Genomic DNA, 17,469 nt, shown 5'->3' on the forward strand with positions numbered 1-17,469 from the left:
ACGACATGGCTGCACATCTTTCCGAGCGCAATTTCGACTTCATGGGCAAGCGCCGCATCGCGCTGACCCTGTCCACCCTGCTGATCCTGATTTCCCTGGGATCGCTGATCTTTCAGGGCCTGAAGCTGGGGCTGGATTTCACCGGCGGCACCCTGGTGGAAGTGGGCTACGACAAGCCGGTGGATCTTGCCAAGGTCCGTCATCTGCTGGCCGGGCATGGCTTCGAGGAGGCGGCGGTGCAGCACTTCGGCAGCTCCCGGGAGATCCTCATCCGCCTGCCGGCGACGCCGGATCTGAGCAGCGCCGATCTCAGCAACCGGATTCTGGAAGTGCTCAGGTCCGATCCGGAGGCCAGGCCGCAGCTGCGCCGGGTGGAGTTCGTCGGCCCCCAGGTGGGCGAGGAGCTGACCGAGAAGGGCGGACTGGCGATGCTGTTCGCCCTGTTTGGCATCCTCATCTACGTGGCCTGGCGCTTCGAATACCGTTTCGCCCTGGGCTCGATCATCGCCCTGGTCCACGACGTCATCATCACCCTGGGATTCTTTTCGATCACCCGGCTTGAGTTCGATCTGACGGTACTGGCGGCGATTCTGGCGGTGATCGGTTATTCTCTCAATGACACCATCGTGGTGTTCGACCGCATCCGCGAGAACTTCCGCCGCCTGCGCCGCGGCACGCCGGAGGAGATCATCAACATCTCCATCAACCAGACCTTGAGCCGCACTCTCATCACCTCGCTGACCACTCTGCTGGTGTTGATCGCGTTGCTGGTGCTCGGCGGGGAGATCATCCGCAACTTCGCCATCGCCCTGACCCTGGGCGTGGTGGTGGGGACCTATTCCTCCATCTACGTGGCCAGCGCTTTCCTGCTGCTGCTCAAGGTCCAGCGGGAGGACCTGCTGTTGCCGGAGAAGCCTCAATCCGACGCGGATTTGCTTTGATTAGGGGCATCCCAGGGGTGATTTTCACCTTCAGAGAAGGTCGTCGGTGACGTAGGGTGCGATGGTCTGGCAGATGATCTGCTGCAGCTTGGGGGTGCCGGCGACGATGTTGCCGGTTTCCATGTAGCGGTCGCCGCCGCTGAAGTCGCTGACGATGCCGCCGGCTTCCTGGATCAGCAGCACGCCGGCGGCCATGTCCCACGGCTGAAGGCCGATCTCCCAGAAACCGTCTAGGCGCCCGCTGGCCACGTAGGCGAGATCCAGGGAGGCAGCTCCGGCGCGGCGGATGCCGGCGCTGTCCTTGAACAGGGCCCGGAACATCTGCAGATAGGCGTCCAGGTGCTGCTGCTGCTTGAAGGGGAACCCGGTGCCCAGCAGCGATCCCAGCAGGCTGGTCTGGCGCGATACCCGAATGCGGCGGTTGTTGAGGGCCGCACCGCGGCCGCGGCTGGCGGTGAACATCTCCTGGCGCAGCGGATCGTAAACCACCGCCTGCTCGATACAGCCGGCGTGCTGCAGGGCGATGGAGACGGCGAACTGGGGAAAGCCGTGCAGGAAATTGGTGGTGCCGTCCAGGGGATCAATGATCCACAGGTACTCGTCTTCCCGGGCGGTCCGTTTCCCCTGTCTTCCCCCTTCTTCGCCGAGGAACTGGTGGTGGGGGTAGGCTTTCTTGAGGATGCGGATGATCTCGCGCTCGGCGCTTCGGTCCACTTCGCTGACGAAATCGTTGCGTCCCTTGACGTCCACGTCCAGACGGTCGATATCGTCGAGGGCGCGTACGATCAGAGCCCCCGCGCGGCGGGCGGCGCGGGTGGCGATGTTGAGCATCGGGTGCATGGTTGTCCGTCCGTTGGTGAAAGCGCTTAGTATACCGTTTTTCTGGTAAAATCCGTCGGCTGTTTCTCAAGCGGTTCGGCATCTCGTACTTCTATCGGAGGGGGCTGGGAAGGGTCTGTCAGCGGCCAGGGAAGGCCGCTCCGGGCCTAAATTTACGGACGAATTTTGGTCCGGCAGACCCTTCCCAGCCCCCGAAAGTGAAAATTGACAAGTGGTAAGCTCAAGCGGTTGGAGATCGTGCCCCAGATTCGTATCGTACTGGTGGAGACCAGCCATCCCGGCAACATCGGCGCCGCTGCGCGGGCGATGAAGAACATGGGGCTTTACGAGCTGGCGCTGGTGGCGCCGAAATGCTTTCCCCATCACGAGGCGACGGCGCGGGCCGCCGGCGCGGACGATGTCCTGGCCCAGGCCCGCTGCCACGCTTCCCTGGCCGAAGCGGTGGCCGATTGCCAGCTGGTGATCGGTACCAGCGCCCGGCAGCGGACCATTCAGTGGCCCCTGCTGACGCCGCGCCAGTGCGCCGAAAAGGTGACGGCGGAACCGCCGGGACACCGGGTTGCCCTCGTCTTCGGCCGCGAGCGTTCGGGACTGACCAACGAAGAGCTGGATCTGTGCCAGTTCGGCCTCCACATTCCCTGCAACCCGGACTATTCCTCCCTCAATCTGGCCGCGGCGGTCCAGGTGGTCGCCTACGAACTGTTTCTGGCCGGGAAGGCAATGCCCTCTGAAGGCAGGGAAGCGCGTCTGGCCACCCATGCCGAATTGGAATCCTTCTACCTTCATCTGGCGCAGGCGCTCAACGATATCGGCTTTCTCCATTCCAGCAAGCAGGCCCCCTCCATCATGCGCCGGCTGCGGCGCCTGTTCGGACGCGCCCGGCTGGAGAAGCGGGAGGTGGACATGCTGCGTGGTATCCTCAGTTGCGCCCAACGGCAAGCCCACAAGGAGGCGGAGTAAATTGAAATGTCTCTCGCCCGCCGCAGTCTGGCGCCGGTTGCGTGAAGATGTCGCCTGCGTGTTCGAGCGCGATCCGGCCGCCCGCAGCGTCTGGGAGGTGGTGACCGCCTATCCCGGCGTGCACGCGGTCTGGTTCCACCGCCTCAGTCATTGCCTGTGGCGGCACGGCTGGTACTGGCTGGCGCGTTTTCTGTCCCATGTGTCCCGCTTCCTGACCGGCATCGAGATCCATCCGGGCGCCGAAATAGGCCGCCGTTTCTTCATCGACCACGGCATGGGGGTGGTGATCGGGGAAACGGCGGTCATCGGCGACGACTGCACCCTGTATCACGGCGTGACGCTGGGCGGCACCAGCTGGCAGAAGGGCAAGCGCCACCCGACTCTGGGCAACGGGGTGGTGGTGGGGGCCGGGGCCAAGATCCTCGGGCCGATCCATGTCGGCGACAACGCCCGCATCGGTTCCAATTCCGTGGTTCTCAAGGACGTGCCCGCCGGGGCGACGGTGGTGGGTATTCCCGCCCACGTGGTCACCAAGGCCAGTGCCGAGCGCAAGGCCGCCATCGCCCGCCGGCTGGAGTTCGACGCCTACGGTCTGTCCCCGGATATGCCGGATCCTGTGGCCCACGCCATCAACCGGATGCTGGAGCACATCCAGGCCTTGGATCATCAAGTGGAAGAGCTGCGCACGACCCTCAAGGAAGCGGGAATCCCTCCGCAGGAAGTGCCGTTTCCGCCGCTGGAGGCCTGCCGCCTGCGCGACGGTGAGGACGAACGGGGTTAAATTGACTGATTTACTCAGGATTGCTAAGGTGTTTTTCGTTCGAACCCTGACAAAAAACACCGGAGCGGGTTGTGCGACTGACGACCAAGGGGCGGTACGCGGTGACCGCCATGCTGGATCTGGCCTATCACAATGACAAGAAGCTGGTGACCCTCACCGAGATCGCCAAACGCCAGGACATTTCCCTTTCCTATCTGGAGCAGCTGTTCGCCAAGCTGCGCCGGGCCGGCATGGTCAGCGGCGTGCGGGGGCCGGGCGGCGGTTACCGCCTGGCGCGCCCCCCTGCCGAGATCAACGTGGCCGAGATCATCACCGCGGTGGACGAGAGCGTCGATTCTACCCGATGCGGCGGCAAGGGCAACTGCCAGAACAACCAGCCCTGTCTGACCCATGAACTGTGGATGGGCCTGAGCCGGCAGATCTACGACTATCTTTCCGGCATAACCCTGGCGGATCTGCTGGCCCGGCACGAGGTCCATCAGGTGGCTGAGCGTCAGGAAAAGGCGCTGCGGATGGACGGGCCTCATGATCTACCTTGACCACAATGCCACCACCCCCATCGATCCGCGGGTGCAGGCGGCGATGCAGCCCTACCTGGAACGCTTCTACGGCAATCCGTCCGCCCTCTACCGCTGGGGGCGGTTGGTCCGGGACGCGGTGGAGCAGGCCCGGGCCCAGGTGGCCGCGTTGGTGGGGGCGCATCCAACCCAGGTGATCTTCACCAGCGGCGGCACCGAGGCCAACAATCTGGCGCTGCAGGGCTACTGCCGCGCCCATCCCGAAAGCGCCCTGTTGGTGAGCGCCATCGAGCATCCTTCGGTGCTGGAGACCGCTGCAGGATTGGCGCGCCAGGGGGTGGCGTGCGTGCGCCTGGAAGTGGACAGGGAAGGGCGGGTCATCGCCGCTGCCCTGGCAGAGCAGCTCGATCGTCATCCCCAGGCGCTGGTTTCGTGCATGCTGGCCAACAACGAAACCGGCGTGATCCAGCCGCTTGCGGATCTGGTGGCGACCGCCCGCCGCTATCCGCAGGTCCGCTTTCACACCGATGCGGTGCAGGCGGTCGGGCGGCTGGTGGTCGATTTCGAGCGCCTCGGGGTGCAGCTGTTGAGCCTGTCCTCCCACAAGCTCTACGGGCCCAAAGGGGTGGGGGCGCTGGTGCTCGACCGTGCCCTGACCCTGGAACCCTTGCTCTATGGCGGCGGTCAGGAACAGGGGCTGCGGGGCGGAACCGAGAACGTCATCGGCATCGTCGGCTTCGGTGCTGCCGCCGAACTGGCCCGGACCGAGCGGGAATCCCGGGAGACCCATCTGCTGAATCTGCGCCGCTGTCTGGAGGCAGGTCTGGCCCGGCTGCCGGGGGTGACGATCTTCGCCGCCCGCGCCAGGCGTCTGGCCAATACCGTCCAGTTCGGGGTGGCTGGGATCGACGGGGAAATGCTGGTCATGGCCCTGGACCGGCACCGGATCGCGGTTTCCAGCGGTTCGGCCTGTGCCAGCGGCGGCGGTGAGCCCAGTCACGTGCTGCTGGCGATGGGGGTCGATGCCGATCTGGCCAAAAGCGCGGTGCGGGTCAGCCTGGGCAAGGACAACACCGAGGCGGATGTGGAGGCGTTTCTCACCGCCCTGCGGCAGGTGCTCGAGGAACTGAAACCGAATTGAGGGAGATGTGGATATGGCCATTCAACTGACTGAAGCGGCCGCCCGCCGGGTGCGGGCGCAGCTGCAGCGCCGCGGCAAAGGCCTGGGCCTGCGTCTCGGCGTCAAACCCGCCGGCTGTTCCGGCTATTCCTACGTGATCGACTACGCCGATGCCATCGGCCCGGACGATGTGACCTTCGAGGATCGGGGAATCACCATCGTGGTCGCCCGCGAGCATCTCGACTATCTCGACGGCCTGACGCTGGACTGGCGCCGCGAGGGGCTGAACGAGGCCTTTCAGTTCGACAATCCCCGCGCCAAGGGCACCTGCGGCTGCGGTGAGAGCTTCGCCGTCTAGGTCGGGAAATTTTCCCATAGGCTGACGAGCCGTCTCCCGGTATCCTTCCCCGACTTTGACACATTGGGGAGGATCACCGTGAAATTTCGCGTCAGTCTGCTACTTCTGGCCGCCGCTTCCGCCGCCGTGGCGGAGGAGGTGGTGGAACTGGGAACCCTGGAAGTCGTCGGCACCACGCCGCTGGGGCTCAGCGGCGTGCCTCTGGACGACATCCCCGCCAATGTCCAGGTGGCCGGCGCCAGGGATTTCGAGCGCTCCCAGAGTTATTCGCTGGCCGATTACCTGCGTACCCAGCTGGGCAGCGTGGTGGTCAATGACGCCCAGAACAATCCCTTCCAGCCCGACATCCAGTACCGCGGCTTCACCGCGTCCCCCCTGCTCGGGCTGCCCCAGGGGCTGACGGTCTATTTCAACGGCGTCCGCTTCAACGAGCCTTTCGGGGACACGGTCAACTGGGATCTGATCCCCCAGGGGGCGATCGAGCGCATGGAACTGCATCCCGGCTCCGATCCGGTCTACGGCCTCAATACCCTGGGCGGCGCCATCGCCATCCGCAGCAAGACCGGCTTCAGCTTCCCCCATCATCAGCTCAAGGTTTACGGCGGTTCCTGGGGGCGCCATTCCGAATCCCTCTCGAGCGGCTGGAACAACGGCAGCGTCGGTTATTTCCTGCATCTGCGCCACTTCGAGGAGGACGGCTGGCGCGACTTTTCCCCCACCCGGGTCAAGCAGGCTTTCGGGGTGCTGAGCTGGCGCGGGCAGCAGGGGCAGCTCAATCTGACCCTGTCGGGCCAGGACAATGACCTGACCGGCAACGGGGCGGTGCCGATCCAGCTTTACCGCCAAAAACAGCGGGCGATCTTCACCCATCCGGACGATACCGGAAATCGGTTGTTTTTCAGCAATCTCGATGGCAGTTTTTGGCTGAATGACAAGATTCAGCTGACCGGAAACACCTATTATCGGTACAACAAAATCACCACTTTCAATGGTGACGATACCGATTTCGAAGAATGCGAGCCACCGCTCGACGACTTCATGTGCGACGAGGAAGGTGAGATCGCCGAGGATGTCAACGGGGAACCGATCGAAGCCACGGACGCGGTCGAGTCAGCGACCAACAATTTCAGCCGTACGCGCCAGAAAGGCTACGGAGTCGCTTTCCAAACCCATTTCCTGTATGACCCGTTCGATATGAACAATCACCTCATAACCGGTTTCAGTTTCGATCAAGCACAAATCCGCTTCAGTTTCGATACCGAATTGGCGCGGCTGACGGAAGATCGGGGCACGGTTGGCAGTGGAGTTCTGGCAGGTGAATCCCGAGTGCGTCTCGATAACGAGGTGACTCATTACGGGGCGTTCTTCATCGAGCAGTTCAGCCCGATCGAAAACCTGACGTTGACCGCCTCCGGCCGTTTCAATTCCTCCCATATCCGTCTGAACGACAACTTCGGCGAAGAACTGAACGGCAGGCACCACTTCAGCCGCTTCAATCCGGCCGGCGGGCTGGTCTACAAGCTCCTGCCCAACCTGAATCTCTACGGCCGTTACAGCGAAAGCAACCGGGCACCGACGGCGGTGGAGCTGACCTGTGCCGATCCGGACGACCCCTGCAGGCTGCCCAATGCCTTCCTCGCCGATCCGCCCCTGAAACAGGTGGTGGCCAAGACCTTCGAGGCAGGTTTCAGGGGCCGTTTCGACCGCCTGCCCTTAGGAAGCGACGTCAGCACCGCCCTGCAGTGGCATGCCGGCTATTTCCATACCATGAATCACGACGACATCCTGTTCATCAGCGCCGGAAACCTGACCAGTGAAGGGTATTTCGACAACGTCGGAAAGACCCGCCGCCAGGGCCTGGAAGCCAGCCTGAACGGGATAATCGACAATCCCATGACCGGCATCTGGCTGCAGAAGCTGCGCTATGGCTTCAATTACACCTATCTGGATGCCACCTTCCGTACCCCCTTCACCGCGCCCAGCCCCAACAATCCCTCCGCCGATGCCGCCGGTAACATCCATGTCGAGCGCGGCGACCGGATTCCGGGGTTGCCGGAGCACAGCTTCAAGTTCAACCTGGATGTGGACGTGATCCCCCAGTTCACCCTGGGGATGACCGGGATCTACAGCAGCGACCGCTATTTCCGCGGCGACGAGGCCAACCTCAACAAACCGGTGCCGGGCTACTGGGTGTTCAACCTGCGGGCGGAATACCGCGTGCATGAGCACGTCAACCTGTTCCTGCGGGTGGACAACCTGTTCGACAAGCGCTATCAGACCTTCGGCCTCTACGGCCAGCCGGATGAAGTGCTGGGCGATGAATTCGACGATCCCCGTTTCATCGGCCCGGGCGCGCCGCGCGGGATCTGGGGCGGCGTGCGCCTGCAGCTATAGATTGTTTCTGTTTTAGTAATAAAGTGGTGAAAACACAATTTCTAGTTTTATTTTTGAGGGGTAGGTATAATGTATGGTGGATCGGCGAGGCGGCCAACGGCAAGACACCGCCTGCAGGTTCACCTCAACTGTAGTTCTCCTCCTCTTTGGCGACCGCAAGGTCGCTTTTTTTTGCCTGTGGCAGGGGCTATAATTCCAGCTTCCGTTCGGGGCATAGCGCAGTCTGGTAGCGCGCCTGCTTTGGGAGCAGGATGTCGGGGGTTCGAATCCCTCTGCCCCGACCATTTGTGCCTGTAGCTCAATTGGATAGAGCATCGGCCTTCTAAGCCGAGGGTTGCAGGTTCGAGTCCTGCCAGGCGCGCCATCTTCCTTGTGGGAATCCTTCTTTGATGAAGCTAGACCGCCGCTACTGGCCCTGGGTGATCCTGTCGCTCGGTGCCGGGGTGTTTCTGCTGCTCGTTCTCACCCGGCCGCGCCAGGAGGCCCCGCCCGCCCGTTCCCGGATCTGGCAGGTCGAAGCCCTGACCGTCAACCCCCGGACCCTCAGCCCGGTTCTGACCCTCTACGGCAAGGTCGAAAATCCGGCCCTCATGCGGGTGACGGCGCCGGCGGCCAGCCAGGTGCAGGCGTTGCCGGTACGCGAAGGCGAGCGGGTGCGCCAGGGCCAGCCCCTGGTGCGGCTCGATCCACGGGATTTCGAGCCCCGGGTGCTTCAGGCCCGGGCCGGTGTGGCCGAGCTGGAGGCGCAGATGCGTCTGGAGCGCGAACGCCATGCCAGCGATTTGGCTTCCCTGGCCCACGAGCGCAAACTGCTGGAACTGCTGCGCGATCAGGTCAAGCGTCTGGAGCGGCTCCGTCACCGCAATCTGAGCTCCGCCGCCGCCCTGGATCAGGCCCGCATGGAAGTGGAGCGCCAGGCGCTGGCGCTGCAGCAGCGTCAGTTGGCGGTGGATCAGCATGCCGCCCGCATCGCCGAACTGCAGGCCCGCCTCGACAAGGCCCGGGCGGAACTGGCCCAGGCCCGGCTGGCGCTGGAACGCAGCCAGGTCGATGCGCCTTACGAGGGGGTCGTGGCCCAGGTGGCGGTGGCGGAAGGCGACATGGTGCAACCCCATCAGCTGCTGCTGAGTCTGTATCCTTTGGCTCAGATGGAAGTGCGGGCCAAAGTACCCGCGCCGTTCCAGAAGGAGATCGCCGAGTCCCTGACAGCCGGCCGGGAGATGGAAGCGCATGGAGAAAGCCTGGGGCATCGGTTCCGGTTACGCCTGCGGCGCCTGGCGGGTCAGGCGGAAGCGGGCGGGATCGACGCCCTGCTCGAGGTGGTTTCCGGTGCGCAGGCATTGCGCATCAACATGCCGGCGACGGTCCATCTCCAGCGTCCGCCTCAGGATGGGGTGGTGCCGATCCCCTACACCGCGCTCTATGGCAACGATTTGATCTATCGGATCGTCGAGGGGCGTCTGCGGGCCACCCGGGTGACTTTCCTGGGAGACTGGCATAGGAAGGGCGACCAGCGCTGGTCGCTGGTGCGGAGCCCCGATCTCAATCCGGGTGACCTGGTGCTCGTCACCCACCTGCCCGATGCGGCCGATGGCATGGCGGTCACGGTAAAGGCCCGCGAGGAGGTGGATTGAACAGCGCCCACGGTTGGATCCGCTTCTTCGTCCGCCACCCGGTGGCGGCCAACCTGGTCATGGTGATGATGATCCTGGGCGGGGTCTTCGCCCTGGACCGCCTCAATGTGCAGTTCTTCCCCACCTTCGAGTTGGAGATCATCCGGGTCAGCGTCAGCTGGCCGGGGGCGAGCGCCGAGGACGTGGAGCGCAGTCTGACCACGCCCCTGGAGCAGCAGCTCAAGTCCGTCGACGACCTGCGCCACATGACCTCCACCTCCAGCGAGGGGCGCTGCGCCATCACCCTGGAATTTCGCGAGGGCACTGATATCCTGCTCGCCCTCAGCCAAGTGCGCCAGCGGGTGGACGAGTTCCGCAATCTGCCGGCCGGAGCTGAGGATCCCGAGGTCGTCCACCTGGCCCGTTACGAGCCGGTGACCCGCCTGATCGTCTACGGCGGCTCGCTGGAGTGGCTGCGGCCCCTGGTGCACCGCTTCGAGCGGGAGCTGCTCGACGTGGGGGTGGACAAGGTCGACATCCTCGGCCTGCCGGAGGAGGAAATCGCCATCGAACTGGACGAGCCGGCCCTGGAGGCGCTCCACACCGGGCTGGATCAGATCGCCGCGCAGATCGACCGCTTCAGCCGGGACGTGCCGGCCGGCACCGTCGGCGACCGGGAGAATCAAAAGATGGTGCGGGTGATGGCGCAGCGGCGTCAGGTCTGGGAATTCCGTCACCTTCCCCTGCTGACTGCTGACGGTGATCGCATCGCGCTCGGGGACGTGGCCCGGGTGGAGCGCCGCGCGCGCAAAGGCAGCGTGCTGCTGCATTTCCAGGGGCAGCCGGCGGTGGAGCTGCAGATCCGCCGCGCCCAGCACGGTGACACCTTCAAGGTGGCCGGCATCTTCAACGACTGGCTGGCCCGGACCCGGCCCACGCTGCCGCCGGAGATCCACCTGCACGTCTATCAGCAGAACTGGCGTCTGATCCAGGAACGCATCGAGCTGTTGCTCAAGAACGGCGCCGGGGGGCTGGTGCTGGTGGTGGCGATCCTGTATCTGTTTCTCAGCGGCCGGGTCGCCTTCTGGGTCGCCTTCGGCATTCCCGTCTCCTTCATGGCGACCCTGCTGGTGCTGTGGCTGGCCGGGGGCAGTATCAACATGATCAGCCTGTTCGGTCTCATCATGGCCCTGGGGATCATCGTCGACGATGCCATCGTCGTCGGTGAGGACGCCCTGGCCCATTACCAGATGGGGGAGGATCCGCTCGCCGCCGCCGAAGGGGGCGCCCGGCGGATGCTGGCGCCGGTGCTGGCCTCGTCGTTGACCACCATCGCCGCCTTTTTGCCGTTGATGCTGGTGTCGGGACCGACCGGCCGGATTCTGTTCGCCATTCCGCTGGTGGTGATCGCGGTGATCCTCGCCTCGCTGGTGGAAAGCTTCTGGGTGCTGCCGGCTCACCTGCGCCACGCTTTTGAGCACATGCACCGCCGCGAGGCGGGCAAATGGCGCCGGCGTTTCGATGCCGCCTTCCGCCATGTCCGCGAGCGCCGCTTCCGGCCCCTGGTGCGTTACTGCGTGCGCCACCGGGGCCTGACCCTGTCTGCGGCACTGGCGCTGTTGATCGCCACCTTGGGCCTGGTGGCCGGCGGCCGGGTGCCGTTCATCTTCTTCACCGCCCCGGAGGCCGACATCGTTTATGCCACCGTCGGTTTCATCCCCGGCACGCCGCGGGCCGAGGTGGAGTCCCAGCTCGAACGCATGCAGCGGGCCCTGGACCGGGTGGCGCGGCAGTTGTCGCCGGACCGCCCCCTGATCCGCACCGCCATCACCATCGAGGGCAGCGCCATCAGCGGCTCCGGTTTTCTGCAGCAGTCCGGCGACCATCTGGGGGCGATGATCGTGGAGCTGGTTCCCTCCGAGCAGCGTCAGGTGCGCAGCTGGCAGTTGATCGAAGCCTGGCGCCAGGCGATTCCGGGTGCGCCAGGACTCGACAATCTAGTGATCGAGGCCCGCCAGGTGGGGCCGCCGGGACGGGATGTCAGCGTCCGCCTGATCGGGGACGACGCCCCCACGCTCAAACGGGCCGCCCAGGAACTGATGGCAGCCCTGAAGGCGATGCCCGGTATCAGCGACGTGCTGGAGGATCTGCCCTACGGGCGCGAGCAGTGGCTCTACCGTCTCACGCCGGTGGGGGAAATGCTGGGGCTGACGCCGGCGGAACTGGGGCGGCAGCTGCGCACCGCCTTTTCCGGCCGGCTGGTGCAGATCTTCCAGGACGGTCCCGACGAGGTCGAGGTGCGGGTGCGCCTGGCAGGGCTCGAGCGGGAATATCTGGATGTCCTGCAGCATCTGCAGATCCGCCTGCCCGACGGCGAGCGGGTGCCGCTCCACACCGTGGCCGTCGCCCGCCCCAAGCGCGGTTTCGAGGTGCTGCGCCATGCCGAGGGCCGGCTGGCGGTGGAGGTATCGGCTCAGATCGACGTCAGGGCCAACAAGCCGGGCCGGGTGATGGCGGCGTTGATGGAGGAGATTCTGCCGCAGCTGGCCCGGCGCTACGGGATCGACTACGAATCCTCCGGGCGGGCCGAGGAACGGGCCGAAACCATCGCCGACATGAAAAAGGGCGCCCTGCTCGGTCTGATACTGATTTATCTCATTCTGGCCTGGGTGTTCGGTTCCTACGGTTGGCCCCTGGTGGTGATGGCGGCGATTCCCTTCGGTCTGATCGGCGCCATCTGGGGGCACGTAGTCATGCACCTGGATCTGACCATCCTGTCCCTGTTCGGCATCTTCGGGCTGGCGGGGATCGTGGTCAACGATTCCATCATCCTGGTGAGCTTCTACCAGCATTTGCGCCGGCAGGGCATGGACCTTTTGGCCGCTCTGGAGGAGGCGGCCTGCCAGCGCCTGCGGGCGGTGCTGCTCACGTCCCTGACCACGGTGGCAGGTCTGCTGCCGCTGCTGTTCGAGACCTCGCTCCAGGCCCGCTTCCTGGTGCCCATGGCGGTTTCCATCGCCTTCGGGCTGTTGTTCGCCACTGTGCTGGTGCTGCTGGTGATCCCGGCGCTGCTGGGGGTGTACGAGCATTGGCGGGAGCGCCTGGCGCTGTGATAGGCTCCGTTTCCTTGTCTTTTCCGATTCGTTGCGATGTCTGCTGAATTTGCCGCCCCGGGCGTCGAAATCTTCGCCCCGGCGCGGTTGCATCTGGGATTTCTTGATCTGGGCGGCGGCCTGGGCCGGCGTTTCGGCAGTCTTGGGGTCGCCATCACCGGTTTCGGCACCCGCCTGCGGTTGCGCCCGGCAGCTTCCCTGCAGGTCGTGGGGCCTGCGCGCCTGGAGACCCTGGCGCGGCGGCTGCTGGCGGAACTGGCGTTGCCGCCGGCGCAGATCACGTTGGTGGAGGAGATTCCTGCCCATGCCGGTCTCGGCTCCGGGACCCAGCTGGCGTTGGCGGCCGGGATGGGACTGGCGCGGCTGCACGGCCGTCCGCTGACGCCGCAGCAGGTGGCGATCGCCGCCGGGCGCGGGGCGCGTTCCGGCATCGGGATTGCGGCCTTCGAGCAGGGGGGCTTTCTGGTGGACGGCGGCCGGGGGAAGGAAAGCGGCGTCCCGCCGCTGCTGTCGCGTTTGCCGGTGCCGGAATCGTGGCGCTGGCTGCTGCTCTTCGATCCGGGGTTCCGGGGATTGCACGGCGAGCGCGAGCGCCAGGCCTTCCGGCGTCTGCCGCGTTATCCCCGCCACTTGGCGGCCGAGGCCTGCCACCGCCTGCTGATGCAGGGGTTGCCGGCACTGGCGGAGGCGGATTTCGCCGCCTTTGCCGAAACCCTGGGGTGGATCCAGCGGGCCAACGGGGATTATTTCGCTCCGGCCCAGGGGGGGCGTTACACCAGCCCGCGGGTCGCAGCAGCCCTGAAATGGCTGGAAGATCGGGGATGGCGCGGCCTGGGCCAGAGTTCCTGGGGGCCGACCGGGTTCTGCCTGTTTCCCGACCCCGAAAGCGCCGCCTCCGAAGTGCGGCGACTGGCAGCGGCCCTGACGGGGGGCGGCTTGCACCTTGAGATCGTGGCGGGCCGCAACCACGGCGCTCAGTGGCGTTCGTGAAGCCCGCGCTCCTCATCGTCGCCCATTCCGGCCGCCTGCTGGCCCAGGCAGCCCGGCAGGCCGGCTACCGGCCGCTGGTGGTGGATGCCTTCGGAGATCTGGACACCCGGGCGGCGGCAGCGGCGGTCGAGGTGGTAGGGGCCTTTCGCCCTCCGGCTCTTATGGCGGCCGCCCGGGCATTGATCGCGCGACATGCACCGGTTGGCTGGCTGTACGGCCCTGGCGTGGAAGCCTTCCCCGAAACGATCGCCGAACTGTCCCGCCTCTGTCCGCTGTACGGTAATCCCGCCGAGGTGGTGTGCGAATGCGTCGAGCCTGAGCGTTTTTTCCGTTGGTTGCGCGCCCTGGAGATCCCGTTTCCGGAGGTGCGCAGGACTGCGCCCGGGAAAGGTGCGTGGCTGTTCAAGCGTCCGGGAACGAGCGGCGGCGAGGGGGTGTATCGCTGTCCGGGGCCGGCCGATGGCCGGGGCGGTTACTTTCAGCGTTATGTGCCGGGTCCGGTCCATTGCCTGGCCTTCGTGGCCGATGGGGAGGAAATTCTCTGGCACGGATTTAACACCCTTTTGACTTGCCCCTATAATGACGACCGTCCCTACCGCTTCAGGGGGATCGTCAACCGGGCCCGCCTGCCACGCCGCGCCGCCCGGCGGGTGATCGCCGCCGCCCGGTGTCTGGTATCAAGTCTGGGATTGGTCGGCTGGCATGGTCTGGACTTCATCCTCGATGCGGGCGGCTGTCCACAGGTACTGGAGCTCAATCCCCGTCCCGGTGCCTCGGTGGCGGTCTGGGGCCGCGCGTGGGCGAGGGGACCTGTGGCGTTGCAGCTGGCGGCCTGCCGCCGGCGGCCGCTGCCGCCGGGGCGGTTGCCGCCGCCGGCCGCTTGGGAGATCGTTTTCGCCCCCCGGCGGCTTCTCCTGGAGCGATGGGATTGGCCGGCCTGGTGCGCTGACCTGCCGCTGCCGGGGACCGTAATTGCGACCGGCGCGCCGGTTTGCAGTATCGAGGCGAGGGGGCGCTCGCCGCGGCAGGCGATGGGGCGCCTGGCGTTGCGGCGCCGCTGGCTTGAACGACAATTAAAATCAAATCCATGATGACAGAGGTGGAATGACGATGACGGAACAAATCGGGGTCAGCATCAATTTCACGGCCAAGCCGCTGGTGGAAAGCCTGGTGCGGGATGCAGCGCTGCTGCGCCTGAAGGTGGAGCGACTCGACAACGGCGTCACCCTGGTGGACGCCGGGATCGAGGCCGACGGCGGACTGGAGGCCGGGCGGCGGATCGCGGAGATCTGCATGGGCGGCATGGGGACGGTGACCCTGGCCCACAGCGCCCTGACCCCGGGATGGCCGCTTCGCGTCCACGTCCATGCCACCGATCCGGTGCTGTCGTGCCTGGGGAGCCAGTATGCCGGATGGAGCCTGTCCCACGGCAAGGGCAAGGAGGCGTTTTACGCCCTGGGATCGGGGCCGGCCCGTTCCATGTGCGTCAAGGAGGCTCTGTTCAAGGAGCTCGACTACAAGGACAAGGCCGACGCCACCGTCCTGGTGCTGGAGGTGGACAAGTATCCGCCCCTGGAACTGCTCGACAAGATCGCCGCCGACTGCGGCATCCAGCCTGCCGGACTGACGGTGATCGTCACCCCCACCTCCAGCCTCGCCGGCGGCCTGCAGGTGGTGGCGCGGGTGCTGGAAGTGGCCATGCACAAGGCACACGAACTGGGCTTCCCGCTGGAGCACATCGTCGACGGTTCCGGCAGCGCCCCGGTGCCGCCGCCGGCGCCGGACTTCATTACCGCCATGGGGCGCACCAACGACGCCATCCTGTTCGCTGGGCAGGTGCATCTGTTCGTCAAGGGCGAAGACGAGGCGGCGGAAAAGCTGGCCCATGATCTGCCCAGCTCCACCTCGCGGGATTACGGCAAACCCTTCGCCCAGGTGTTCAAGGAATACGAGTACGATTTCTTCAAGGTCGATCCGATGCTGTTCAGCCCCGCCAGCGTGATGGTGACGGCGATCGAATCGGGGCGGAGCTTCCGCGCCGGCAGGCTCGACGAGGAACTGTTGGCCCGCTCCTTCGGTGCATGAGGCGCCGTATCGCCATCGTCACCGACGATCCGGGATGGCACGGCGCCAGACTGCGGCAGGCGCTGGCCCGGCGGGGCTTCGAGGCGGTGTTCACCAGCCTCAACGGCGGCCGCCTGCAGACTTCCGCCTCCCCCCCTGTGGTCCTGCCCGGCTTCGAAGACGACCTGCCGGCCGGGGTCTTCGTCCGCGGGATTCAGGGCGGGACGCTGGAGCAGCTCATCCTGCGCCTCGATCTGCTGCACGCCTGTGAGGCCCTCGGGGTGCCGCTCTACAATCCGCCGCGGGCGATCGAGCTCAGCGTCGACAAGGGCATCGCCAGCCTGTTGTTGTCCCGGGCGGAGGTGCCGACGCCGCCCACCTGGGTGACGGCCCAGCGCGATGAGGCGCTTGCCATCGCCGCCAGGGAGCTGGCCGCTGGCCACTGGCTGGTTTCCAAGCCGTTGTTCGGTTCCCAGGGAGAAGGGGTTGAACGCCATCGGGACCTTGCTTCCCTGGAGGCCCTGCAACCGGCCGGCGGGGTTTACTATCTGCAACGTTTCGTCGGTATCGACCCGCCGGAGGATTACCGGGTGTTCGTCATCGGCGACCGGGTCATCGCCGCCATGCGGCGCTGCGGGGTGGAATGGCGTACCAACGTGGCCCGGGGCGGGCGTTGCGAGGCGGTGGCGCTCGAAGAGATGCCGGTGCAGCTGGCCTTGGAGGTGGCGCGGATCCTTGGGATGCGTTATGCCGGTGTCGATCTGCTGCGTGACGGGGAAGGGCGCTGGTGGGTGATCGAGGTCAACGGGATTCCGGCCTGGAAGGGACTGCAAAGTGTGTGTGAAGTGGACGTCACCGAAATGTTGATTCAGGATTTCCTGTCCGGAATCGTATCATTCTGATGGATTCGGTGCTGGAAGCCTGTTACCGGGAAGCCTGCCGCCTCGATGTCGAGGCTTTCAAGCCCGGCAATGTCAGCGTCTATGCCGAGGGACATGGCATGCGCGTCGCTCACTTCCTCCGCAGCGCCGAGGTCAGCGCCCCCTGGTTGTGCCGTTTTGATCTATCTTTGGGAGAGCGTATCTACCGGGCGATGCGGGCGACCCTCGACGCCGTCGGTTGCAACACCAATCTGGGGATCGTATTGCTGGCGGCGCCGCTGCTGGCGGCGGCCTCGCAGTCCGGTGACGGGAATCTGCGGGATTCCCTGCGCCGGGTGCTGACGGCGACCACCCGCGAGGATGCCGCCTGGGTGTACCGGGCGATCCGAGAGGTCGAGCCCGGCGGTCTGGGGCGGGTGGCAGAAGGGGACGTGCGCGAGGAACCCCGGATGACCCTGCGGGAAGCGATGGCGTTGGCGAAAAACCACGATCGCGTTGCTTTTAACTATACTTTTTATTACAAAGATATTTATACGCTGGGAATTCCTAGGTATCATAATGGCGTTTATCGATGGGGGGATGAGCGTTGGGCGACCGTGCTGGTCTTTACGGCTTTGTTGCGGCGCATTCCCGATACCCATGTCGAGCGCAAGTTCGGTAAACGGTTCACAGAGATGATCCAGGCGGAAATGTTGCGTTTGGAGTCTTTGTTGCTTGAAACCGACACGCCCGAAGCGCTGGTTCCGGCGATCCGTGCGATCGACGCGCGCTTCAAGCGGGAAGGGATCAATCCGGGCACCACGGCCGATCTGACGGTCACAACCTTGTTGGCCGTGCGTCTGGAAAAATGGCTGTCTTCGGCTGGATCGGAGGCAGGGCGGGTGTCGGGAACCTGA

General features: G+C 65.3%; 15 protein-coding genes and 2 tRNA genes. 16 read left to right on the top strand and 1 reads right to left on the bottom strand.

Going from position 1 to position 17,469, the window contains the following annotated elements; translation table 11 throughout:
* Window positions 1-5: 5 nt before the first annotated feature.
* On the top strand, window positions 6-941 hold the full coding sequence (gene secF, locus MCIT9_RS07380) for a protein translocase subunit SecF (protein WP_317704275.1): 936 nt from the start codon (window positions 6-8) through the stop codon (window positions 939-941).
* Between the two features lie 30 nt (window positions 942-971).
* Here secF and MCIT9_RS07385 read toward each other — a convergent pair whose 3' ends face one another.
* Window positions 972-1,781: an inositol monophosphatase family protein gene (locus tag MCIT9_RS07385; protein WP_317704276.1), complete on the bottom strand. Its 810-nt coding sequence runs from the start codon at window positions 1,779-1,781 to the stop codon at window positions 972-974.
* Between the two features lie 234 nt (window positions 1,782-2,015).
* Here MCIT9_RS07385 and MCIT9_RS07390 point away from each other — a divergent pair, with 234 nt between their 5' ends.
* The 15 genes from MCIT9_RS07390 to MCIT9_RS07460 all read left to right on the top strand — a co-directional run bounded on the left by MCIT9_RS07390 (window position 2,016) and on the right by MCIT9_RS07460 (window position 17,469).
* The gene (locus tag MCIT9_RS07390; RefSeq protein ID WP_317706710.1) at window positions 2,016-2,741 is read left to right on the top strand and encodes an RNA methyltransferase; all 726 of its coding nucleotides are present in this window, start codon (window positions 2,016-2,018) and stop codon (window positions 2,739-2,741) included.
* Between the two features lie 37 nt (window positions 2,742-2,778).
* On the top strand, window positions 2,779-3,522 hold the full coding sequence (cysE, locus tag MCIT9_RS07395; RefSeq protein ID WP_317704277.1) for a serine O-acetyltransferase: 744 nt from the start codon (window positions 2,779-2,781) through the stop codon (window positions 3,520-3,522).
* A 71-nt stretch (window positions 3,523-3,593) separates the two neighbouring features.
* Window positions 3,594-4,061 (top strand): Rrf2 family transcriptional regulator, encoded by a 468-nt coding sequence (locus MCIT9_RS07400; protein ID WP_317704278.1) that lies wholly within the window; start codon window positions 3,594-3,596, stop codon window positions 4,059-4,061.
* On the top strand, window positions 4,048-5,181 hold the full coding sequence (locus MCIT9_RS07405; RefSeq protein WP_317704279.1) for a cysteine desulfurase family protein: 1,134 nt from the start codon (window positions 4,048-4,050) through the stop codon (window positions 5,179-5,181). Before MCIT9_RS07400 ends, MCIT9_RS07405 begins: the two co-directional genes overlap by 14 nt.
* A 13-nt stretch (window positions 5,182-5,194) precedes the next feature.
* The gene (locus tag MCIT9_RS07410) at window positions 5,195-5,518 is read left to right on the top strand and encodes a HesB/IscA family protein (RefSeq protein WP_317704280.1); all 324 of its coding nucleotides are present in this window, start codon (window positions 5,195-5,197) and stop codon (window positions 5,516-5,518) included.
* A 78-nt stretch (window positions 5,519-5,596) separates the two neighbouring features.
* Window positions 5,597-7,912: a TonB-dependent receptor gene (locus MCIT9_RS07415; protein WP_317704281.1), complete on the top strand. Its 2,316-nt coding sequence runs from the start codon at window positions 5,597-5,599 to the stop codon at window positions 7,910-7,912.
* Window positions 7,913-8,119: 207 nt separating this feature from the next.
* Window positions 8,120-8,196: transfer RNA gene (locus MCIT9_RS07420), tRNA-Pro, on the top strand.
* A gap of 3 nt (window positions 8,197-8,199) precedes the next feature.
* Window positions 8,200-8,276 (top strand) — tRNA-Arg (locus MCIT9_RS07425).
* A 25-nt stretch (window positions 8,277-8,301) separates the two neighbouring features.
* The gene (locus MCIT9_RS07430; protein WP_317704282.1) at window positions 8,302-9,546 is read left to right on the top strand and encodes an efflux RND transporter periplasmic adaptor subunit; all 1,245 of its coding nucleotides are present in this window, start codon (window positions 8,302-8,304) and stop codon (window positions 9,544-9,546) included.
* Window positions 9,543-12,638, top strand: a complete 3,096-nt coding sequence (locus tag MCIT9_RS07435) for an efflux RND transporter permease subunit (protein WP_317704283.1) — start codon at window positions 9,543-9,545, stop codon at window positions 12,636-12,638. The genes MCIT9_RS07430 and MCIT9_RS07435 overlap by 4 nt, the downstream gene beginning before the upstream one ends.
* Before the next feature lie 36 nt (window positions 12,639-12,674).
* Window positions 12,675-13,628: a beta-ribofuranosylaminobenzene 5'-phosphate synthase family protein gene (locus tag MCIT9_RS07440; protein WP_317704284.1), complete on the top strand. Its 954-nt coding sequence runs from the start codon at window positions 12,675-12,677 to the stop codon at window positions 13,626-13,628.
* Complete coding sequence (locus MCIT9_RS07445) at window positions 13,625-14,719, top strand: ATP-grasp domain-containing protein (RefSeq protein ID WP_317704285.1); 1,095 nt, start codon at window positions 13,625-13,627, stop codon at window positions 14,717-14,719. Before MCIT9_RS07440 ends, MCIT9_RS07445 begins: the two co-directional genes overlap by 4 nt.
* A 19-nt stretch (window positions 14,720-14,738) precedes the next feature.
* Complete coding sequence (gene mch, locus MCIT9_RS07450) at window positions 14,739-15,713, top strand: methenyltetrahydromethanopterin cyclohydrolase (protein WP_317704286.1); 975 nt, start codon at window positions 14,739-14,741, stop codon at window positions 15,711-15,713.
* A complete protein-coding gene (locus tag MCIT9_RS07455) occupies window positions 15,710-16,594 on the top strand; it encodes an ATP-grasp domain-containing protein (RefSeq protein ID WP_317704287.1) in 885 nt (294 codons plus the stop codon). Before mch ends, MCIT9_RS07455 begins: the two co-directional genes overlap by 4 nt.
* Entirely contained in the window at window positions 16,594-17,469 is an 876-nt protein-coding gene (locus MCIT9_RS07460; protein WP_317704288.1) for a triphosphoribosyl-dephospho-CoA synthase, read from the top strand. Before MCIT9_RS07455 ends, MCIT9_RS07460 begins: the two co-directional genes overlap by 1 nt.

This window comes from Methylomarinovum caldicuralii, assembly GCF_033126985.1.
Classification (GTDB): domain Bacteria; phylum Pseudomonadota; class Gammaproteobacteria; order Methylococcales; family Methylothermaceae; genus Methylohalobius; species Methylohalobius caldicuralii.